The 22260-nt window shown below is 41.8% G+C and carries 18 protein-coding genes and 1 tRNA gene; 5 read left to right on the top strand and 14 right to left on the bottom strand.

All coding sequences use genetic code 11. From position 1 onward, the window contains the following. Position 1 precedes the first annotated feature (1 nt). A complete protein-coding gene (locus NBH14_RS04280; RefSeq protein WP_186959944.1) occupies positions 2-1942 on the bottom strand; it encodes an LptF/LptG family permease in 1941 nt (646 codons plus the stop codon). Between the two features lie 102 nt (positions 1943-2044). Continuing rightward, on the bottom strand, positions 2045-2428 hold the full coding sequence (locus NBH14_RS04275) for an START-like domain-containing protein (RefSeq protein ID WP_007655330.1): 384 nt from the start codon (positions 2426-2428) through the stop codon (positions 2045-2047). Positions 2429-2626: 198 nt separating this feature from the next. On the opposite strand from NBH14_RS04275, the gene NBH14_RS04270 reads away from it, so the two are divergent. The 4 genes from NBH14_RS04270 to NBH14_RS04255 all read left to right on the top strand — a co-directional run bounded on the left by NBH14_RS04270 (position 2627) and on the right by NBH14_RS04255 (position 5137). Then, a tRNA-Met gene (locus tag NBH14_RS04270) sits at positions 2627-2700 on the top strand. Between the two features lie 205 nt (positions 2701-2905). Then, the gene (locus tag NBH14_RS04265) at positions 2906-3286 is read left to right on the top strand and encodes a GntR family transcriptional regulator (RefSeq protein ID WP_007655329.1); all 381 of its coding nucleotides are present in this window, start codon (positions 2906-2908) and stop codon (positions 3284-3286) included. Positions 3287-3291: 5 nt separating this feature from the next. Beyond that, positions 3292-4185, top strand: a complete 894-nt coding sequence (locus NBH14_RS04260) for a slipin family protein (RefSeq protein WP_186959916.1) — start codon at positions 3292-3294, stop codon at positions 4183-4185. Positions 4186-4405: 220 nt separating this feature from the next. Continuing rightward, positions 4406-5137 carry a hypothetical protein gene (locus tag NBH14_RS04255; RefSeq protein WP_250817154.1) on the top strand — a complete coding sequence of 244 codons (732 nt, stop codon included), beginning with the start codon at positions 4406-4408 and terminating at the stop codon, positions 5135-5137. Positions 5138-5146: 9 nt separating this feature from the next. Here the strand turns inward: NBH14_RS04255 and NBH14_RS04250 are convergent, their stop codons facing one another. From NBH14_RS04250 to NBH14_RS04200, 11 genes are all read right to left on the bottom strand, one after another. Then, complete coding sequence (locus tag NBH14_RS04250; RefSeq protein ID WP_186959914.1) at positions 5147-5914, bottom strand: LytR/AlgR family response regulator transcription factor; 768 nt, start codon at positions 5912-5914, stop codon at positions 5147-5149. Next, the gene (locus tag NBH14_RS04245; RefSeq protein WP_186959913.1) at positions 5911-6990 is read right to left on the bottom strand and encodes a sensor histidine kinase; all 1080 of its coding nucleotides are present in this window, start codon (positions 6988-6990) and stop codon (positions 5911-5913) included. Before NBH14_RS04245 ends, NBH14_RS04250 begins: the two co-directional genes overlap by 4 nt. 212 nt (positions 6991-7202) lie before the next feature. Then, the gene (locus NBH14_RS04240) at positions 7203-7796 is read right to left on the bottom strand and encodes an outer membrane beta-barrel protein (RefSeq protein WP_186959912.1); all 594 of its coding nucleotides are present in this window, start codon (positions 7794-7796) and stop codon (positions 7203-7205) included. A gap of 181 nt (positions 7797-7977) precedes the next feature. Next, on the bottom strand, positions 7978-9294 hold the full coding sequence (locus NBH14_RS04235) for a sensor histidine kinase (RefSeq protein WP_186959911.1): 1317 nt from the start codon (positions 9292-9294) through the stop codon (positions 7978-7980). Further along, positions 9291-10652, bottom strand: coding sequence for a sigma-54-dependent transcriptional regulator (locus tag NBH14_RS04230; protein ID WP_186959910.1), 1362 nt, complete (start codon positions 10650-10652; stop codon positions 9291-9293). Before NBH14_RS04230 ends, NBH14_RS04235 begins: the two co-directional genes overlap by 4 nt. 55 nt (positions 10653-10707) lie before the next feature. Next, positions 10708-11979, bottom strand: a complete 1272-nt coding sequence (locus NBH14_RS04225; protein WP_186959909.1) for an ABC transporter permease — start codon at positions 11977-11979, stop codon at positions 10708-10710. Positions 11980-11981: 2 nt separating this feature from the next. Beyond that, entirely contained in the window at positions 11982-13247 is a 1266-nt protein-coding gene (locus NBH14_RS04220; RefSeq protein ID WP_186959908.1) for an ABC transporter permease, read from the bottom strand. 18 nt (positions 13248-13265) lie between these two features. Continuing rightward, positions 13266-13934, bottom strand: coding sequence for an ABC transporter ATP-binding protein (locus NBH14_RS04215; protein ID WP_128135417.1), 669 nt, complete (start codon positions 13932-13934; stop codon positions 13266-13268). Between the two features lie 593 nt (positions 13935-14527). Then, complete coding sequence (locus tag NBH14_RS04210) at positions 14528-15466, bottom strand: FimB/Mfa2 family fimbrial subunit (protein WP_186959907.1); 939 nt, start codon at positions 15464-15466, stop codon at positions 14528-14530. 414 nt (positions 15467-15880) lie between these two features. Next, positions 15881-16045, bottom strand: coding sequence for a hypothetical protein (locus NBH14_RS04205; RefSeq protein ID WP_186959906.1), 165 nt, complete (start codon positions 16043-16045; stop codon positions 15881-15883). Between the two features lie 578 nt (positions 16046-16623). After that, complete coding sequence (locus NBH14_RS04200; protein ID WP_186959905.1) at positions 16624-17562, bottom strand: FimB/Mfa2 family fimbrial subunit; 939 nt, start codon at positions 17560-17562, stop codon at positions 16624-16626. A 590-nt stretch (positions 17563-18152) separates the two neighbouring features. On the opposite strand from NBH14_RS04200, the gene NBH14_RS04195 reads away from it, so the two are divergent. Then, positions 18153-20219, top strand: a complete 2067-nt coding sequence (locus NBH14_RS04195; protein WP_186959904.1) for a response regulator — start codon at positions 18153-18155, stop codon at positions 20217-20219. Positions 20220-21156: 937 nt separating this feature from the next. On the opposite strand, the gene NBH14_RS04190 is transcribed toward NBH14_RS04195, so the two are convergent. Further along, entirely contained in the window at positions 21157-22029 is an 873-nt protein-coding gene (locus NBH14_RS04190; protein WP_186959903.1) for an Rpn family recombination-promoting nuclease/putative transposase, read from the bottom strand. Positions 22030-22260: the final 231 nt, after the last annotated feature.

Here is a 22260-nt window from a genome sequence, read left to right as displayed (position 1 = left end):
TTTAATTTTTAATTTCTAAGTTCCGGATCATATCTTCCAATTCGCGGCTTGTTTTTTGTACTACTTGTATATCATGGCGTAATAATTTACGCTGGTATGTAGCAAGCAAATAGACCGGAAGCCCGACTGGGAAAAATATTCCGAATGCCAGTCCGATCTTTCCGTTGATATTTGCATTCAGTTGGTTGTATCCGCCGATAACGGGATAATCCATCAGTTTGTTCAGTACCAGATTCTGATCGGAGTTACCCAGTTCTTCAATGATACCTTCCATTTCTGTAGCCAGCTGTTCTGCCGTATGATCCTTTCCGCCTTGTTTCCAGAAAGTGAAATAGTTCAACCAGCGTTTATGGCTTTTGAGATATTCGGCACAGTTTTCCGCCAGCTTATCCAGGCGTGGCAACATGGCTGCATAGTCCGGATTAAAAATGATTACCTCTTTTTTCTCCACTTTACGTCCGGCCCGTTTACCTATAAAATTCTTTATGGCATTCAGATAAGTGTCCGCATTCAATATGACACTGTCATTAACAGCCTTATAAGTCAGGAAAATCCCTAGTGGTGCCAGAATAGCGGAACTCAGCCACATTCCTTCCCTGGCTTCCCATATACCGTCGCGTGCCATTTTAAATCCGATATTGTCTATAATATAATAGAATATAAACAGGATTACGGAAATAACAACCGGCATTCCCAGTCCTCCCTTACGGATAATCGCTCCCAGTGGAGCACCGATAAAGAAGAAGACCATACAAGCGAAAGATAAGGTGAATTTCTTATGCCATTCAGTCAGGTGGCGGCGTACTTTGTAAGCCTCGTCTCCTAATGTTGCAGCTTTGAAATAATAATCGGCCTTTACACTTTCAATGTTTGATTTGGCACGGACCAATAAGGCGGCTTGCCCGCTTGGTGCTTCGGCTTTATACAAACTGTCGAAATTGATTATTTTGACCGGTTCGTTTGATATTTTGGTCAGGGAATCAGTATCGTTTACTGTTGCAGTATTGCCGGTTCCCATTTCTGCTTGTTGGGATAATTCCCTTTTTGGTTTGGAGAATGTCTTTTTATAAGACATGTCATACACATTTTTGGAATTGATCGCCTTGATACTGTCGAGCCGTACGGTCATGGAGTCAATAGAAGTCTGTAAATCCTTCAGTTGCTTACCCATATATTGGTTTTGCATAAAAGATTCATCCGTGCGGGTGAAGTTTGCATCGAAATCTATCAGAATATCTTTGGTGCTGAATGTCTCCCTGCGGTAGGGAACAGCTGTTTTCCGGTTGTTACTGCCTGTCTGGCCTTCGGACAGGTTTTCAAACGACTCCCCATTAAAAAGGGATAAGACCAGAAACAGCTTGTCCGCAGATGTTTTCAGTCTGCCGGAGTCTGCAAGGATCACACGTGCGTTATTGAAACCTTTCGAATAGTCATAGATCATGACATCTTTCAGCAATCCGGTCTGATTGTTTTTTTCTTTTACATATACATTATATCCTGTGATTTCCCCATAAAATACACCTTCCGGAATATCCAGCTCCGGCGACTTCTGGCGCATGGAGTAGAGAAGGGAATATAGTTTCACCTGTACGACAGGCATTGCATTGTTCTGGAAAAAGAAAGCGCCGATACTGATAATCCCGATTGTGATGATCAGTGGCCGCATGATATGTATCAGCGATACTCCGGCAGATTTCATCGCCAGCAATTCCAGGCGTTCGCCCAGATTACCGAAAGTCATCAGAGATGCAAGCAAAATGGCCAAAGGTAAAGCCATGGGGAGGAGGAATAAAGCAGCATAAAAAAACATTTCGCCGAGCACAGGAATCCCCAGTCCCTTTCCCACCATGTCGTCTATGTACCTCCAAAGGAACTGCATGAGTACAATAAACAGACAGATACCGAAGGTCATAATGAACAACGGCAGGAAAGTCTGCAGCATAAATGTATATAATCGTTTTATCTTCAACATTGCCTATCCGGGTTGACGGGGCAAAAGTAGTGTAAAAAACGATAAGAACATTACATTATTCTCTAAAACAACCTAAATCCCGAGTGTACGTTTCAATTCATAGACTTGCGAGTCCCATAAATTGATTGAATCTTTCTTTTCATCCGGCTCGGCAAAGTCGGTTATTTCAAGAGCAGTTGCTCCGGTAAGTTCAACCGTGTGAATTAAAAATTCGAAGTAGACATTATCTTCTTCCTCATCTGTCCACCGGTAACGGATACTAATTTCCGGTTTTACCGACAAAACTTCTGCCTCCTGTTCATCCCTGTTCCACTTAAAAACATACGTGTTGTCATTGATCGTTACGTCATCAGCAAACCAGGCAGACAATCCTGGAGGGGTAGTGAGGTGATTCCATAAACTTCGTCGCGAAACTTTATCGAAAATGTATTCGATATGAAACTTCTCTTTTTTCATCTTTCATACAATTATTTGCGCAGCAAGTTACTCAAAAGATTCATATTTCCCAATATTATTAGAGTAAAAAAGCTTCTAATTTTTAACGCCTTAGCTGAAAGCCCTGAAAAATAAAAGATTTTTTTTCGCAAAAGTGTTGCATAATATAAAAATAACCTCTACTTTTGCAGCGTCAATAAGAAAAGTTGACGACATGATGGCGAGATAGCTCAGCTGGTTAGAGCGCATGATTCATAATCATGAGGTCCCCGGTTCAATCCCGGGTCTCGCTACTGAAAGGTTTACAAGAAATTGTAAACCTTTTTTGTTTGTATCTCCTCTGTTTCTTATCTCTCCATTTAAGCTATTATTCGGATAAATCCTGCGAAATGTACTTTTTTTGAAAAAATATTGCTAAAAAGTTTGGCGGAGTGATTTTTCTTGTATCTTTGTCATATAATAATAGTACAATGTTTCTATAATATAATATACATCTATATGATTAAGTTTTTATTGGATTATTCCAGCGGCGTACCGGTGTACCGTCAGATTATCGACCAGATCATATTTGGCATAGCATCCGGACAACTTAAATTGGGTGAACAGCTTCCTACAGTCAGAGCGCTTGCTGTGGAGCTGAAGGTAAACCTGAATACGGTATCCAAAGCGTATAAAGAATTGGAGATCAAAAATATTCTGGAGACTCAGCAAGGTACCGGCACTTTTATCAACAAAACAGAAAATGTGGTGTCGGAAAAGGAAAGGGAAGATAAGCTGAAAGAGATTTGCATGCAGTTTTCTTCCGTGGCGTTTAGTTATGGCTTTAATCTGGATGAAGTCATGCGGGAATTGAAAGACATTGAAACCTCTAAAAAATAATAGATATGACAACAAATGTAATTAACAAGGGATGGTTTAATCCAATTTCTCTTACAGTATTGCTGGTATTGATTTCTGTATCGATCATTCTGTCTGTTTTACAGATTGTAAATGTTCAGGTCTTTGTGCTCTTAATCCTCTTTTCCGGATTATTTGCTACTTCTATCCGCATTGCCGACCAGTGGGAGCGGGCAGTGGTGTTGCGAATGGGTAAATTCAAAGGTTTAAGAGGCCCTGGCCCATTCATGATTATTCCTATTATAGATAGTGTCTCTGCTTATATCGACCAACGTGTGAGGGTAAGCGCTTTTAAAGCAGAGCAGACCCTGACCAAAGATACGGTACCGGTGAATGTGGATGCTGTTGTGTACTGGACGGTTTGGGACGTTGAAAAAGCTGCTTTGGAAGTTCAGGAATATCAAAAAGCCATCGAGCATATCGCACAGACCGGTTTAAGAGACACGATCGGTAAACACGAATTATCCACTCTCTTGCAGGAACGTGATAAAATAGCTGAGGACCTGCAACATGTCCTGGACCGGAATACAAATCCCTGGGGAATCACTTGTCAAACCGTTGGTATTAACGACATCGCCATACCTCAGGACCTGGCCGACGCCATGAGTAAAGAGGCACAGGCCGAGCGTGAAAGAAGAGCACGCGTCATCCTGGGAACGGCCGAGACTGAAATTGCCGAAAAGTTTGAACTGGCTAGTCGGAAGTACACGGATAACCCGGTAGCCCTGCATCTCAGGGGAATGAATATGTTGTTTGAAGGCTTGAAAGAAAAAGGCTCTATGGTTATTGTCCCCAGTTCGGCGCTCGATTCCATGAACCTGGGTGCCATGGGAGGTTTGGTTTCGTTGGCAAAAAGCAACGAGGCGTTTGCACACGAATGATATAATGTATGAATTAAAAGGACTTTTATAACTTATGAACAGACATAAGCACGAAATCTCTTTGATCCTTCTGTTTTTTATCTTTATAGGTTGTTCACAAAAACAATCTTTGGATTGGGTTCCATTCAATTGGGAGGGTGATACTATTTCCGGGAAATATATTGAAAAAGCATATATATATGTACCTGTAAAAATAGATGGTTTGCCATATGATTTTACGATGCAGTTTGATCTGGGAACGTATCAATCCGTATTTTATGGAAATTCATTAGAGCCATATTTTGCAGAATGCCCTTTTTTAATGGATAATCTGGATTCGACCGGAATGTTTAGAAATCTAAGCCTACAAATGGGAGTGATTGATTTTGACAGCATTAATATCGGCTATAAAAAAGACTTTGGTGATAAAATTCCTGAAGATTCGCTTCACTCTAAAACCCCGAAACATATTGGAACAATTGCTGCCGATATATTCCAGGACAAATTTCTAATAATCGATTATAAATTAAACAGATTTGCTATATCTGATTTTTTGCCGGCTGAATATAACGATTTACCGGCAGAAAAATTTGAATTGACAGCTGGTATTATACGACTTCCGTTTTGTATTAATGGCAAAGATTATAAGTTAATGTTCGATACCGGGTCAAGTCCCTTTCAGTTGGTAACAACGAAAGAGAGAGCGTTGGATATATCCGGTTCGGTAATTGTCGATTCTTTGAGTGGTCCTTTATGGTGGGGAAAGGAAATAACTTTCTATGGGCTTGAAGTCAACAAGCCCATAGAGTTTGCTGGGAAAGCTTTGGGAAACTCACGGGTCTATTATGATAAAGAAGGACTCTGGAATGGTATTTATGATTCTTTTAATGTGTGGGGAATAACCGGAAATGCCTATTTCTTCAATAATACTATAATAATAGATTATAAGAATAAGTTGTTCAGGGTGAAATAAGAGCTTTTTCTAATTCTGTTCCCTTGTAAACCATATTTTAAAAGCGGGAACCCGGCCTCTGCTGACAAATATCTTGTCGGAAAACGGGATATTGAGGTTGATGGCCAGTTTCCCCATAAACCAGACTGACAGGTCTTTTATGGCCTTGTGGGATACTATATATTGTCTGTTTACCCGGAAAAAATATTCTTCATTGAGATTCCTCATTAGTTCATCCAGTGAATAATCCAGCAAATAGCTTTGACCTTCAAAAGTTACAGCTTTCGCAACCTTCATTTCGGCGTACAAATAGGCGATGTCGTCGATTGCCAAAGGCAGTAATTTGTCTTTGTGAGGTACCAGAAAATGTGTTTTTCTACGGTTTTGCTTCTCATCCAGTGACCTGACCAGTTTCTCGATCAGCTGTAGATTATCTTTCCTGAAGCTGATATTCCCAAACTTCATGATTGCTTTTGTCAGCCTGGCTTTATTGATCGGTTTCAATAAATAATCGATGCCGTTCACTTCGAAAGCCTCCAGTGCGTATTCGTTATAAGCAGTAGTGAATATAATGGGTGAATCTATATCGACTTTGTCAAAGATGGAAAAAGAAGAACCGTCCGCCAGATGAATATCCATAAACACCAGGTCGGGCGCAGAATTGGAACTGAACCATTCGATACAGTCCTCCACCGTTTGTAAAATTGTTTCTATCTGGAAATCACTGCGTATTTCCATAATAAGTCTTTGTAGAGTCTGGGCAGCAATAATCTCGTCTTCAACAATCACAACTTTCATATATTCGTTATTTTATCGGTTTCATTGAGCAAAGGAATTTCCACACTGAAAAATCCATTGGCATTTTTTATTTCTATGTCTTTTTTGAACAAGAGCTTGTATCTCTCGGATAAATTGACCAAACCAACCCCTCCGATGTTCTTTTCCGGTCTCAGGTTGACCAGGTTGCTGACTGTCAGGTTTCCCCTGGCATTCGTCTCGATCAATATCAATAACGGGCTTTTATTATGGATGATATTGTGTTTCACTGCATTTTCGACCAGTAATTGTATGCTGACAGGCATGATATAATAATTACGGAATTTATTGTCGATCTCGTACCTGACCTTCATATTCTGGCCGAACCGGATTTTAAGAAGCGAAATGTAAGCATTGACGAACTCCATCTCCTCTTCCAGTTTTACAATTGTTTTGCTATGCAAGGTGTAGCGGAATACAGAAGATAGATTATCTACATATTCATGTGCCTTTTCTTCGTCCATACCGATCAGCCCGTTAAGCGTATTCAGTGAATTGAAAAGAAAATGAGGGTCCAGCTGGTTTTTCAGTGCTTCGTATTTAACCTTGATATTTTCAACGAGCAATTGCTGGTTCATGATGTTGGCCTGTTCCTGTTTATAAGCCTGGTTCATTGTTTCGGTAAGTAAAATGACGACAAGACCGGCAATTAGGTCTTTCACCAGATTGAAAATAGTGAACTGGGCGATGCCGCTTTCACTGATGTCTTCAAATACATATAATTGAAATCTGGACAGGAGAGGACTTACCAACAGGCAGATAACAACTATTCCCGTAAATGCTTTCAGCGCAGCATATTTGATTTCCTGTTTTCGTCCGGTAAGCCGGAAGCAGAACAGAAAAAGCAGGAAGAACAACAGAAGATTGCATGCGAACTGTAATGAGAAAAATAATACATAATTGATTCCGTCTTTTCTCAAAACCGAGATCAGATTGGCAGAATCATCATATATCATTCCCATTATCAGAATGATGTTGATGGTCAAACTAACCCAGATAGCCGCTTTGAGGGCTTGAATCCTGGTGAACGGGTTGGTACGTGTCAGATTTTTTCTCATCAGAATCGCTGTAATAGATTGAATAAAAATAGTTGTTTTTAGATATAACTGCGTAATAATCACTGTTTTTATCTTTTATTTGCCTTCTTTTTATGCGTAGTGGCGACGCTGTATTGTTCGGGTTAAAACTAAGGTCAACGACAGAAAAACTGTGCCGACCTTAGCTCTTCAACATCTCCCTGAACAAATTCCGGATTTTCTACTCGATTTATTTAGAACCTATAACCAATACCTAAAGAAACTACCTCCGGACGCATCTTGCCATTGCCTTTGTCAACTGCATTAATAATACCTATCTTATATCCTGCATTCACCTGTATTTTGTTGGTGAATTCATAACCGACCATCACCTTGAAGCCGAAATCCCAGTGTTGAAGCGTATCATCTTTATACAGTTTCTGCTTCGGTTTGTCGAATTTGGCATTGAACCCGTATCCGACATAGGGTCCCAAACCTGCATAAAAACGGTCTCCTTTACCTGTATACCATTGTCCCACTGCATATACCGGAATTTCTACACCCCAATATTCAAAATCTCTTTTCTTTCCGTTCTTTTGTTCCATTTTAGAGTTTTGGAAATGGAATAATAGTTCCGGTTGCAGGGCAAAATTGCGGACAATATCCACTTTCCCGAAACCTCCGACGCTGACACCGAATCCCATTTTACTTTTTGCCCCGCTCATGTCTGAAAGAAGAAAATTCGACATGTTTGCTTCTACTTTAACACCTCCGCTGATACTCTGGGCACTCACTTGTGCACTGCCGATACCTATGAGCAACATAACTCCTAAAACAATCTTTTTCATAACGCTTCATTTTTAGAGATTAATAATACCTATTTATCTGTTTGTACTTTTTATTCTTTTCGATGAGACAAATGTAGGCAGGAGAATCGCTTTGCGTTTCCATAAAATGACCGGGAGGATTATTTTGGATACCGAATGTGCTCAGATGAATACTGAGTTTTTGTGTTTGTGTATGAGTTGGTTAGTTATCGATATCTGTGGGAAAGAATATTTTAAACCGGGTATATCCCTCTTCTGTCGACAGGCTGAATCGACATCGATGGTTTGTCAGTACCTCTCTGACAAACATCAGGCCGATCCCCTGTCCGGAAGATTTGGTGGTGAAGAAGGGGGTGAAAAGTTTTTGTTTGGCCTCCTCGCTTATTCCGGGACCATTGTCTTCTATAATAATGGATAAGGGGGAATGGCGGGTACTGATTTTTATCCTGCCGTTTTCCCCGATTGCCTCGTAAGCATTTTTGATGATATTGACCAGAACCAGTTCAAACTGGATGCCGTCTACGTGGATATATTGATCATTATCGGTCAGGGATAAAGACAATTCTATATTTCTTTGCCGGCATTCGATGCTGGTCAGTGAATACACCGAACGGGCCTGCTCATTCAGGGAGATCAGGGAAAAAGTCGGTTCGGGAATGCGGATAACCTGCGCCAGGTTGCTGATAAAACTGGCCAGATGCCCGCAACGGTCGAAAGAGGCCTCGATAGCCGGCAACACATATTCCCATTTGTTGCTCCCGTCCTGCTTGAAAATATCGGCGACAACATTCAGCGTGGAACCGATCGCCCCGACCGAATTATTCACCTCGTGAGACATCATACGGATGATGCGTTCGTATGAATCTTTCTCTATTTTAAGCAGTTCATGTGTAATCTCTTCAATCAATATAAAAGGATGGTTGAATCCCTGGTCGATAAAAGACGAACGGATACAGCGGTACACTTTGTTTACCGAATTGCGGACCATCACATCGTCACCCTGCTTTAATTGCCCTAAAGCGGGGGCCAGTTCGAATGTGGAATCGTTGAAAGTCTTCCCTTTGATTTCTGAAATATCGGAAATGTTTAATAGTTTCAACCCCGAAGGGTTTACTTCTACGATCTGTTTATCAAAGTTTAGAATAATGATCCCCTGTGGCGATGCGTGGATAAGCAGATCAAGGAACTGGTTTTTTTCGCGCACTGCCAGTCGTTCACTCCGTAGCTGTGAGATCATCCGGTTGAAAATCCCGATCAGTTCGTTGGCATCTTTATTTTTGACCAGACGTAAATGGGTTGAGAAATCCTGGTCTTTGAGTAATTGCATTCCGCTAAGCAGAATGTGATAGGGCTTGACCAGTTTATGATAGATAAAGGTCGCCAGCAGGAGCGATAAAATGGCAATGCACTGTATTACCCAGAAAGGAATCGGTTCATTCCGGAACAAAACGAACCCTATACCGCTCGATATACAAGCGATAAAGGCCGCGATCGTCCAGAATATCCATTTCGATTTCATTCGGGGAGTTTAATGTCGTATTTTTCGAGGCGGCGGTATAAAGTCTGTCTGCTCAGTCCCAATGCCGCAGCTATCCTGGAATGATTGCAACCATACAATTCGACCGCTTTTTGTATCATGTTCCTTTCCACCATTTCGAGGGAGAGGATCGTGTTTCCGCCGGCAGGTTGGCTGGCAGGAACTTCAATATATTGCTGTTTGAAATCAATATCTGTGATGACATCCTTTCCCGAGATAAGAATTGTCCGTTCCACCAGGTTTTTCAGTTCGCGGATATTTCCGTGGAAAGGCAGTTTTTTCAGATATCCGAATGCTTCCTGCGATATTTCCGCTTCAGGCAGATTGTTCTGTTCCGCCTGTTTGCGGGCAAAATATTCAACCAGCAGGGGAATGTCTTCAGGGCGTTCGCGTAAAGCCGGCATCTGTATGGTGATCAGGTTGATCCGGTAGAACAGGTCTTCGCGGAATGTACCTTGCGCCACCATCTCCGGGAGATTCTTGTTTGTCGCACAGATGATACGGGTATCCACCTGCCTGGGCTTGCTTTCGCCCAGCGGTTCGAATGTCTGGTCTTGTAAAACTCTCAATAGTTTTACCTGGCAAACCAGATCCAGTTCCCCGATCTCATCCAGAAAGATCGTCCCTTTGTCCGCCAGTTCGAACCGTCCGGTCCGGTCGTGGCGGGCGTCGGTGAAGGCACCCTGTTTATGGCCGAACATTTCACTTTCGAACAGCGACTGAGAAATGCCTCCCAGATTGACTTTGACAAACGGCTTGCCCTGCCGGTTGCTGTTTTCGTGGATTGCTTCGGCAATCAGTTCCTTACCTGTGCCGCTTTCGCCGGTGATCAGCACAGGGGCATTCGTCTGGCTGATACGTGAGATCGTATTTAAAACCTGTTGCAGAAGAGGAGATCTGCCGATGATCTTGTCAAAACGGTCCGTTCTTTCCGTTTTCCCGTTTTTCGGGTCCGGATTTTTTTCTTCGCTGTCCCTGAGTTGTATGGCTGTTTCTATTGTTTTCAGCAAAGCCAGGTTGTTCCAGGGTTTCGTGATAAAATCGAAAGCACCGGCACGTATGCCCTGGACAGCGAGGTTGATGGAACCCCAGGCCGTGATCAGGATAACCGGGACTGCCGGGCAAAATACCCGTACTTTGGCAAGCAGTTTCAGTCCTTCCTCCCCGGTCGTTGTGTTGCTATAATTCATATCCATCAATATCAATTGCGGACAGGTATGGCGCACGAAATCAATGGCCTCCTGCTGGTTTGCTGCCGTAGCCACTTCATATCCGGCCCGTTTCAGGACCAGGGTAAGCGAAGTCCGTACCGTTGTATCATCGTCACAGATAAGTATCATAACTTTTGTCTTTTTTGTTGATAGTTGTCAACTGTATTTTGTAAAGTTATAAATTTTATTCATCCCGTAAAGCCTCTGCCGGGGGAATCTTTGCGGCTTGCCGGGCCGGGTACCATACGGCTATCAGGGATATCGTTGCCAACAGACCGAAAGTCAATACATAGTTGATAAACTCCTGTTCCATTCCTATGCCTGCCTCCATTCTGTTGGAGATAGGGATGTCCAGCAATTCCAGTAATTCCGTCTGATTGATGTTAAGGCAGATATTTACACCCACCACACTGGCGATAAATAATATCAGCAATGTCTCCCCGAAAATCATTCGTTTTACTCCCTGCCGGGTTGCCCCGAGTGCCAGCCGCAGGCCTACTTCGCTCCGGCGTGTCTGCGTCCGGTACCAGAATGTCCCGATAATCCCCAGGAATATATTCAGGATCAGAAAAGCTGTGATGGCATATATCCCGTTCAGGTCGCCTGTCGGCCAGTTCATTTCTCTTGCATTTTTCGTCGATGAAAAGACGGAAGCCAGAAAATAAGGCCCCAGCATCAGTTGGTCACGCATCTCCCGGGTAAACTGTTCCGCAAAATCCTTGTCGGCTCCCGGACTTACACGGATATATATCTGCATATCCGCCAGGTCATATTCTTTTTTATCCAGCGGTTGTATCATATTGCTGTAAAAAGAATCGAAATAACCGTCTTTCATTTTATCGGCAGTTCCGATAATAGTGTAGACCGCCTTGTCATAGGTGGCGGTTAATTGTTTTGCGTCGGATAGCGGTACAGCATATTCCGAAGAACCGAACTCCCCGTTCCGACCGGGGCTGATCACGATCTTTCTTGTTCCTGGTATCCCCCAATCGCTAAGGTTTTTGACCGTGTTTTTTATTTTGAACACATCGAAGAAACTGTCGCTGACCCATCTCATCCGTAGGGTTACCATATTGGCTGTGTCTTCATTAATATAATAACTGCTCATATAATTCGACCAGGCAAAAGGAGCGCCCCATTTCGAAAAACTCACACTTTCCACTCCCGGATAGTTGTTTACACGATTCAGAAAAGTCATAGCTAGCGTTTGTTTGTCCGTCTCTTTCGTCTGCCCGTCTTCTGTAGGGAATGCGGCACTGTCTGCCGGCTTTCTCTGCATATTGATCTGATAGGTATGTTCTATGTCGAAACCATTCGGTTCAAAATAACATTTTCCCATATAGAAAAGATAATCGACGCAAAACCAGAGTACACAGAATACAAGTACATACTCTAGGGTGATCCACGCATTCGTTTTACGTTCGTTCCAGATGATTTTAAATATGTGGCGTATCATAATCAGTTATCATTTTGATTGAGTGAATTAATAATTTTCATCCGTGAAGCCCGGTAGGCCGGTATTCCCGCAGAAAGCAGGTTGATGACCAGGCAGACGGCAAATACCGCCAGCAGGACCGGGATGGAAATCAGCGTATTGACCGGTATCGTACTGCCGGACGGAATATCGAGCAACCAGTCCCGCATCCGGAATACTACAACGTACGACAAGATCAGACCGATCACCCCGCCGATCAGCGAAGTAATCAGATTTTCAAAAAGCACCTGTATCAGGATCGTGTATCTTTTTGCACCGAACGCTTTCCGTATCCCGATTTCTTCCGTCCGTTTTTTCATGCGCGAAAGACTCAGTCCTGAGAGGTTGATAGCCGGTATCAGCAAAAGTATCAGCAGGATGAAGATCATTTTCCTGTTCTGGATGGTGATCGATTTCGTAATATCCTCGACGCTGTTCCCCCAGATGTCTTTCTGATAGAATTGGTTGTCCAGCGGTCCTTTCATAAAAAGCGTCCAGGGTACATTTTCTATGTTGTATTTTTTCTCCATATTTCTCACCTCTGCGGTTATTGCCGCAAAATCACTGGTTTTTTCAGCCATTATAACCACATCGAAATATAGGTTTTCTTTTTTCAGGGATGAATAGGGGACCCATAGATCTCCGTAAGCCCGTTTGAATACCGGCGACACATCCTTCACGATTCCTATGATCCGGTATGGTTTGAAGTTGACCAGAATCGTTTGTCCGAGTGCTGTTTCTCCTTTGAATGCTTTTTTTGCCAGCGTTTCAGAAACGACAGCGACGGATATTCCGGAATTAAATTCCCCTTCGTTGAACGGACGTCCTTTTATAAAAGAAAAAGAAAATATTTTCCAGTAAGTGGCATCGGTGAGCCTTTGGCCTGCATTTATAATCTCGCTGGACCCTTCCCGGCTGACCAGTGTGGACGGGCGTTTGGGATCTACCGAATTAACGGCCGAAACATAGCGCGGAGTTATCAACGGATACAGGTAATCTTTTACGACATCATACGATAGAGTGCCCGATTGCCAGCTGTTTTTTGTCGTGTCTTTTTTTACCTGGTAGTTGATATGTAAGGTTCGCTCCCTGTTTATTTCCGGTGTTGAACTGATGCCTTTTATTTCGTTGGCCACAATGATTGTCATAATCATCATGATTGCAAGTGCCGTTCCTATGATTGCGATGGCGCTGATAAACTTGTTTTGTTTCAGCATCAGCAGCGACTGTTTGAAATATATCCTGTACATAGTGGTTCCTTTATAAAATTATTCAACTCGTCTTCCGTCGAAAAAACGGACAATGCGTTGCGTCGACTCGGCAATATGCTCGTCATGCGTGACCATTACTATGGTTGTACCATCCTCATTCAACTGAAACAGAAGTTCCATAATCTCCGAACCCATTTTGCTATCCAGGTTTCCGGTTGGCTCATCCGCCAGAATGATCTGCGGATTCCCGACAATGGCCCGTGCCAAAGCTACACGCTGGCATTGTCCACCCGATAACTGTGTAGGTAAATGTCTCATCCGATGTGATAGTCCTACCTTCTCCAATACTTTTTCAGCAGCTTCCCGTCGGCTTTTAGCCGTTGAATTACGGTAGAGCAGGGGCAGTTCTACGTTATCCAGTACATTCAGTGAATTGATCAGGTGAAAACTCTGAAAAACGAATCCCAGCATTTTGTTCCTGAACTCAGCCATTTCTCCGTCTTTCATCTGTGTGGTTTCCGTCTCGTTGATCAGGATTTTTCCCTGATCCGGCAGATCCAGCAATCCCATTAGATTGAGCAGGGTACTCTTTCCGCATCCCGATGGCCCCATAATAGAAAGAAACTCACCTTTTCTGATTGTGAGATTCACATTTTCAAGTGCAGTGGTTTCTACTTCCGTTGTGCGGTATACTTTTGTTATACCTTCCAGTTTGATTATTTCCATATTATCCTCAGTTTATCTATCTCTATAGTAACAATGTATATGCCAAAAACCTATTGTGTTGAAAATGAGTGTTTGCTTTATGGGAAGGGTGTCCGAATACGGACAAATTTGTCCATAAACCGGAATAAAAAAAGCCCGCATTCTCAGATTGTCGTTTATAAACAACTTGAGAATGCGGGCTTATTAATTATGTAACCTCACGGTTATATTAATTAAGGTTTGCTTGCGGAATTAAGGGTTCACACAAGCAGAGTATAGGGTAAAATTTCACAAATTGTATTGTGTCTACAAATGTACTATGTTTGGTTGTATTTGTAGCACGTGTATTTCTATCATACGTGAGAGGTGTACCTGTCAATCTTTGTTTTGATTTATTGTGTGGGTGGTAAACATCTCAATTGTGATCTGTTTGCCTATGTTGTAAATGTAGACGTTGTAAATCAACGCTTATATTGTAAAAATTAACACATGTGTTACTATCATAAAGGGCGGTAAAGCTATCACGGAGAATCGCATATATGAAAAAAAACGGCGCACACGCGGAACAATCCGAATGTGCGCCTTTATGCATATAAAAAATTGAGGGTCAAATTTTAACCAATTGTAACATGTTGAATAACTGTACCCCAGTCTGTTACAACAATATTGCAATTATTTTTTGAGAGGTCAAAAGTAATTTCTGACTGTTCTCCTTCGTTTACAGACACTTTCTCTGAATTTTTGACATTTTTTGAAGAAAGGATCATGCTATCGTCTTTGTAAAGCTCTATAGTCACGTCGGAAGCCGGTAAAATAGCAGTGTTGTCAGCAACAACATTACCTTTTGCGTCCATGGTTGCAGGGATGATATATTCAATTTCTTCGCCTGTCAATTCACCGTTGTGATCAAAAGAAGCTTTTGTTTTCTTTACTTTATAATAAAAATTACCTTCTCTGGAGTCAAGGACTTTAATAACGCCTTTTGTGATCAGAGAAATAGAAGACACTTTGCGTTCGATCTTTAAAGTTTCAGCACTCGCCTTGGTGGAAGTGCTCTTTAAAGTAACCTGTCCGTAGAATAAATCTCCCGGTAAAGCGGCTGCAACGCCGTTGTTCTGCTTCAGGCTAACCTGTAGGTCAGAAATAATATTCGCTTTGCTCATGACGCTGATATTTTCGCTATCGGAAGAAAGACCTGCCCATGCAACAACTGTGATCTGTTTTGAACCCGGACAGCTGATCTCAACCGGTTTTGCCTGTAGCAAATAAGTTTTGTCAAGAGACACTTGTGTGTAGTAGTCACCATTCTGATCAAAAACGAACAGAGTAGTCTGGTCTACGTCACCCTTAACAGTAATATCTTTGTTATCGGAATAAGCTTTCAGTACAACAGAGAAAGGAGCCTCAGTCTGAGAATCAGCGTTTTCAATTACGCCTTCGTCAATACCTGAGTAAGAAGAATCGCTATCAGCGGAACAGCTAGTGAAAGAAATTGCTGCAATCAGTGTGCAAACAATAAACAAACAATTTGTGAAAATTCTACCCTTTTTCATGACCTTAATTTTTTATATGCTTAAATTACCCTATACTGTCCGAGAGATTTTCTATCCGGTTAAGACCCTCATCAAAACCTTTTGTCTCTCGTTGACATTGCAAATATAGATACAAAAATGATATGATTATCAAATATATTGACAATAAAAGTTAAAACAATCAAGAAGGTTGCTGAAAGTATCACGTCGGGTGATGTAAAGCTCTCAAAAGGTGGTAAAAGAGTCATTTTGTACTCTTAAAATGAAAATGTATTAGATTAAAATATATTGGATGGCATGATATGAATACATATTATATGATAGAAGTACAACCTGTGTAGGCGGGGATTTGTTGATTTGGCGATGGCGTTGTTGGTTTTTCTATATAATAATGTGTACATCTGTTTTTTTGTGGGGAAGATATTTCTATTATTATCAGTTTTGAATGTTACTTTTCTCTTGATAGAAAAGTAACCAAAAGATCAAGGCTGCATCTGGTTCGCTACTCAGCATCCTGCGTTCGCTGTCGTCTGTGAACTCGCTACGCTCAAACAGCACAGCCTCCGGGCGCTCACTCCGGACGCTTCGCTTTACGCTCACCAGATGAGGCCTTTCATAGAACGCTTTGCGTTCTCTTAAGATTGCCGATACTACCTGTTAAATCCGAAAGTTTTTGTTTTATAAGTACCAGTATCGGCCATCCTAAGAGGAAGCACAGCTTCCTTGAAAAGGCCTAAGCGGGTGAACGTCCGCGTAGGGGGAAGACGAAGCGGTTAAAAAAATCCGTTGTCTGAGCGAAGCGAGTTTCGGATTTTTCAGCGAAGTCTTTCACCGGAGCAGTGAAGCCGGTTAAGCCTTGATCTTTTGACTACTTTTCCATCAAGGGAAAAGTAGGTTCAAATATTTCTAATATCTCTTCTTTTGGTGGGGATGGATTGAATGATATGGATTGGTTATTTTACGAAGGGTGGTAAATGTGTCATATATGATGTATTTGCCGCTGGTATTGATGCGGGTGTTGTAAATCAACGCTTTAGACATATAAATTAACATATGTATTACTCTCATAAGCGGTGGTAAAACTATCACGGAGAATCGCATATATGAAAAAAAACGGCGCACACGCGGAACAATCCGGATGTACGCCTTTATGCATATAAAAAATTGAGGGTCAAATTTTAACCAATTGTAACATGTGTGATAACTGTACCCCAGTCAGCAACAACAATATTGCAATTATTTTTTGAGAGGTCAAAAGTAATTTCTGACTGTTCTCCTTCGTTTACAGACACTTTCTCTGAATTTTTGACATTTTTTGAAGAAAGGATCATGTTATCGTCTTTGTAAAGCTCTATAGTCACGTCGGAAGCTGGTAAAATAGCTGTGTTGTCAGCAATAACATTACCTTTTGCATCCATGGTTGCAGGGATGATATATTCAATTTCTTCGCCTGTCAATTCACCGTTGTGATCAAAAGAAGCTTTTGTTTTCTTTACTTTATAATAAAAATTACCTTCTCTGGAATCAAGCACTTTAATAACGCCTTTTGTGATCAGAGAAATAGAAGACACTTTACGTTCGATCTTTAAAGTTTCAGCACTCGCCTTGGTGGAAGTACTCTTTAAAGTAACCTGTCCGTAAAATAAATCTCCCGGTAAAGCGGCTGCAACACCATTGTTCTGCTTCAGGCTAACCTGCAAATCAGAAATAATATTCGCTTTGCTCATGGCACTGATATTTTCGCTGTCGGAAGAAAGACCTGCCCATGCAACAACTGTGATCTGTTTTGAACCCGGACAGCTGATTTCAACCGGTTTAGCCTGTAGCAAATAAGTTTTGTCAAGAGACACTTGTGTGTAGTAGTCACCATTCTGATCAAAAACGAACAGAGTAGTCTGGTCTACGTCACCCTTAACAGTAATATCTTTGTTATCGGAATAAGCTTTCAGTACAACAGAGAAAGGAGCCTCGGTCTGAGAATCAGCGTTTTCAATTACGCCTTCGTCAATACCTGAGTAAGAAGAATCGCTATCAGCGGAACAGCTAGTGAAAGAAATTGCTGCAATCAGTGTGCAAACAATAAACAAACAATTTGTGAAAATTCTACCCTTTTTCATGACCTTAATTTTTTATATGCTTAATTACCCTATACTTTCGAGAGATTCTATCCGGTTAAGACCCTCATCAAAACCTTTTCTCTCATCTTGATGTTGCAAATATAGAGACTAAAATGATATGTGTATCAAATATGGTGGTAATAAAAGTTAAAACGATCAAAATAATTGCCGAAAATATCAAAATAGGTGGTGTAAATGTCTCAAATGAGTGGTATAAGTGTTATTTTAGCCCTTGAATCTGGTTCTGGTATTGATGTGTTTATCTCTTATTTGATAGAAATGACTTGTGTGAGTGATACGAATACACCTGTTTTTGTTCTGCCGGTTAATAATAGTGCTTATTTCTGCTCCGGTCAATCCCTTTATTATTCTAAATATCACTGACAGATTGGTTTGAATATCGGAAATTGTGCGAAAAAAATATGATAATCATTTCTTTTTACGCAAATAATCTTGCATTGATGTTCGCTAAACGAAAATTTATTATCATCTTTGCATAGATGATTATACACAGTTGTGAGGAGATTTTACTGTTGGTTCTGAAATACTCGGGAAAAAATTATCTTAGAAATTAAAATATATATATCATTATGAATAATAGAACTTTGTTCAGGAAGTGGTCTGTCTTTCTTGCATGCTTTGCTTTTTGCGGTCAGCAGGCATTTGCCGTAGGAGACTCCGCCAACCCTTTGGAGATAACTGTTCTTGTAGTGGTCATTCTTTTGGCATTGTTGTTTGTCCTGGCGGCTTTTTATTTAAGAAAGATGTATGCCGGTTTTTCAAGCCAGTCCCAGAAGGCGGTAAAGGAAAAGGAGTTGCTTGCCCTGAGCCAGATTGAAACTGAGCAAAAAAATAATGAGTTGGAAGCTGCTAAGAAGGAGTTGGAGGAGCAGAAGGAGGCTATTGAGTCCAAAGCGGCAGAACTCGAATCTGAGAGAAATGAACTGGAATCTCAATATAATGTATTGTCAACGGCGAACAAAGAGCTGGTTCAGAAACTTTCCACGCAGGAGACGATGATCTCTACGCTGAACAGCAATAAAAAAGACCTGGAGCAGTTGCTCGTCACCAAGATCAAGGAGAGCGATGCCATGCAGCGGGAGGTTGCCGACAGGCTTTCGGAAGCCGAATCCCGTTTGAAGGATGCCGAAATGATCCACGATAACTTCTTTATCGAGACAATCCACGAAATGCGTACGCCTCTTTCACTGGTGCTCGGTTCATTGGCGTTGGTGGTGCAGAATAAGGACGACGAAAAGGATATGTCCACCCAATTACTTTCGGCTTATCGTAACACACTTGCTTTGCAGGACCTTGCCGACCAGTTGATCGGGACCCGCCGGGCAAATGATGTTGCCAATTATCTGCGCATCGCCCGTTACGACCTGGTGGAAATATCTCGGCAGATATGCGACCTGTTCGTCGACTGGGTTGCGATGAATAATGTCGATTTCCAGGTCAACACCCAGACAGCCATGTTATGGATCTGGCTCGACCGCCGTAAAATGGAATATGCTTTACGTACATTATTATCTAATGCATTTAAGAATACATTCGTTTATGGTAAAGTCACGCTGGATATTTCCGTCGTGAGGAAAGACGGGAAAGCATATTGCTCGCTGTCCGTACAGGATGAAGGGTTGGACGAGAATGAAAGCGCTCGCCGCGGTTTGAGGCAGGTGCACGATATGGTGGATGATATCGGCGGATTTTATAGCAACGAAACGACTTCGTCGGGCACTGTCTATACATTATTAATACCGTTAGGCAAACAGCACCTGATGGAACGTCGGGTGGAATTTGTAGAACCCGAAGCCGACCTGGTGAGATTGAACGACCGTCAGAAGGAAGAGATCGCCGAATTTATCCAGGTTGTCCCGCAGAAAAAGCTCACCGGCAAGAAAATCCTTGTCATTGACGACAGCGACCAGATCCGTTGGTTCCTGAAACATGTCTTTGCCAAGGAATATGAGATACTCGAGGCCCGTAATGGGGAGGAGGGAATAAAAGTTGCCTTTGCCAACAATCCGGACCTGATCCTTTGTGACGTGATGATGCCTGTCAAAGACGGTTTTGAGACCTGTAAGGTTTTGAAGGCTGATCCGCGCACTTCGCAGACGCCGGTTGTCATGCTGACGGCAAAGGTGGAGAGCGAAGACATCATCGTCGGTCTCGAAGCCGGGGCGGACGATTATATCACTAAGCCGTTCGATGTGGAGATTCTTCGCAGCAAACTGAACAACCTGGTGAAACGCCGCGAACAATTGAAGCAGTTCTTCACCAAGTCGCTGGCAGGAACAAGCGCACCGGATACGGATGAAAGCGATTCCGCCATACCGAGCAATCCGTTTATGGACCTGGTTGTTAAAAATATCGAGATGCATCTTGACGATTCCACCTTTGAGGCAAAGGTGCTCGCAGACTCATTAAACATGAGTCTGCCGACATTGTATCGTAAAATTAAGCAATTCTCTGATTGCAGTATCCTGGAACTGACCCGTACGATTCGTTTGAAAAAGGCAGCCGAGTTGATCCAGACGCAGCAGTATTCGGTGCAGGAAGTCGCAGAAATGGTCGGCTTCAACGACACGGCCACTTTCCGCAAACGTTTCACGGAACAATACGGAACGACGCCTTCGCAATATGGGCAGCCGTAAGATTTTATATTGTGCAGATTTTAAATCTGTCGAAATGTTTTGAATAATTTGATTTATGTATCAATATGCTGCATAAATACTTTATGTGGTAACTAGAGAATCTTCCGGAATTGGTCTTTCGGAAGATTTTTTGTTACAATAATTAACGATTTGATTCTGCTATAGCCCGCTTCCAGTTCGTTTAAGAGAAATTGCCATCTCGTTTAAAACGAATTTTTTTTCGTTTTAAATGGATTGACGGTTTATTTAAAGCAAAAATCAATGTGAATATAAGTTAATCGGTGGATTTCGGGAAGATTTTTTACCCTCAAATTCTATGTTTTACGACATTTTATTCTTCTGGAATGTTCGAAAAACAAGTTGTGATGTGAGTGATATAATTGGGGGTATTTTCTGTATTTATCAGAAAAAAAGTTTCGAATAGCCTGTTTTTTAGTTTTAAGTAATATTACAGTCCTGCTATTTGCTGTCAATCTGATAAAATTAAACTCTTTGAGAGTTGCATAAAAAACGCTATCTCTGCCGTATGTCGATATAATCTCTTCAATAACCACTTAAAATAGCATTTTGATATTCTGCGAACCGCTTTCCGTCATGATGGTTTGTCGGGTGAAAATGTGTCAATATGGTAATCTATAAATGATGTGCATTTAGAAAGATTTAAACTATCAGTTTAGTGACTGGTTGTACCTGGCTCCCCTCTTGAGAGGGGGTAGGGTGTGTGTTAAAGCCAGTCAATAAATCTGTAATAGTCAAGTGACTCTGATTAGGATGGTTGTATAGGTGGGAATAAGATCCCAGGACTTTTTTTGCTTTTTGTTTACTCAATCCGGACTTTTCAGCTAAAACCACAATGAGTTCTGCTCTGTTCATAGGTATTTTTTTATGATTAATAATTCTGCAAAGCTAATGAAAACAAGCCGTATAATAGAATGGATTATAATTCGTTTATCTCTTCTATGGACAGACCGGTACATTGGGCTATCGTTTCGATGCAGATTCCTTGCTTTTTAAAATTGGTTGCGATCAGACGTTGCCCTTCGGCAAGACCTTCTGCTTTTCCTTCCGCTTTCCCTTCGATCCAGCCAGTTTTGATCACGCTGCGCTGATAACGCAGTGCTTCCATATCTGCATAATATTGTCGCCGGTCTTTCTCATTTAACTGGTCTATGCGCAAGCGTTCGCGAGCTTCCTGTAGGCCATGAGCCGTGCTGTTTTGGTCGATCTCGCCTGTTTTCAGGAAAGCTATCCATTCATCGAGCGGGGTTTTGGCCTGCTGGTTGAAGCCGTCCACGCGTAATACGTAATATTCAGGAAAGATATCGCCGGCTTCGTGGCGGACAAACTGCTCTTTCTGCCGGACAGAGAGTTGAAGAACGTCATTGTAATGGATACCTTTAAAGGTTGTTTTTCCATGATAGACATAATCTTTTCCCTGGCCTAACTCAAAATAAACGATGTTGATTGAATATACTTTACGGATAATACCATATTCCTGTCCTTCGTTGATATAATCGGTGATGGCCTTGGATGCTCCGTAGAGCATACGGTGGAAATAATCCAGTTCGCGGTTATTCTGAACTTCAATGATGATAAGTTCGCCTTTGCTGTCTTCAGCAAGCATGTCCACGCGGTTGAACTTATCCTCCGAGGTTTCTTTATTGCCTTCGCTTTCCAGCATTTTGACAATACGTATCTCTTGCCCCAGTAAAGTGGACAAAAAACCTTCCAGCACAACAAAGTTTGACTTATTACGCAAAAGGCGCTTGACGGCCCAATCAAAATGAACCAATGCAGAATGATTTTTCATAGTTACTTTTATTTTATATGTTACTCAGGCAAAGATAAGTGATTTTCTCATGCCAGAGTCCTCTTTCTCATTTAAAATCAATTTATTTCTGCGGCTGCTAAAAATTCCTTGTCCTTCCACCCTCAAAAGAGATTTTTACCCCTTTTTTGAGAGTCTTGCAGTTGTGTCAAAAAGTCTCAAAAGACCCGTTGAAAAACATTTAGAGTTTTACCGCTGATAATTGAGACTGAT

Origin of the sequence: Parabacteroides caecihominis (assembly GCF_023656785.1) — a bacterium.
In the GTDB taxonomy this organism is placed as follows: Bacteria; Bacteroidota; Bacteroidia; order Bacteroidales; family Tannerellaceae; genus Parabacteroides; species Parabacteroides segnis.
Note: the sequence above shows the minus strand (reverse complement) of the source record. Positions and strands in the feature narration are given on the sequence as shown.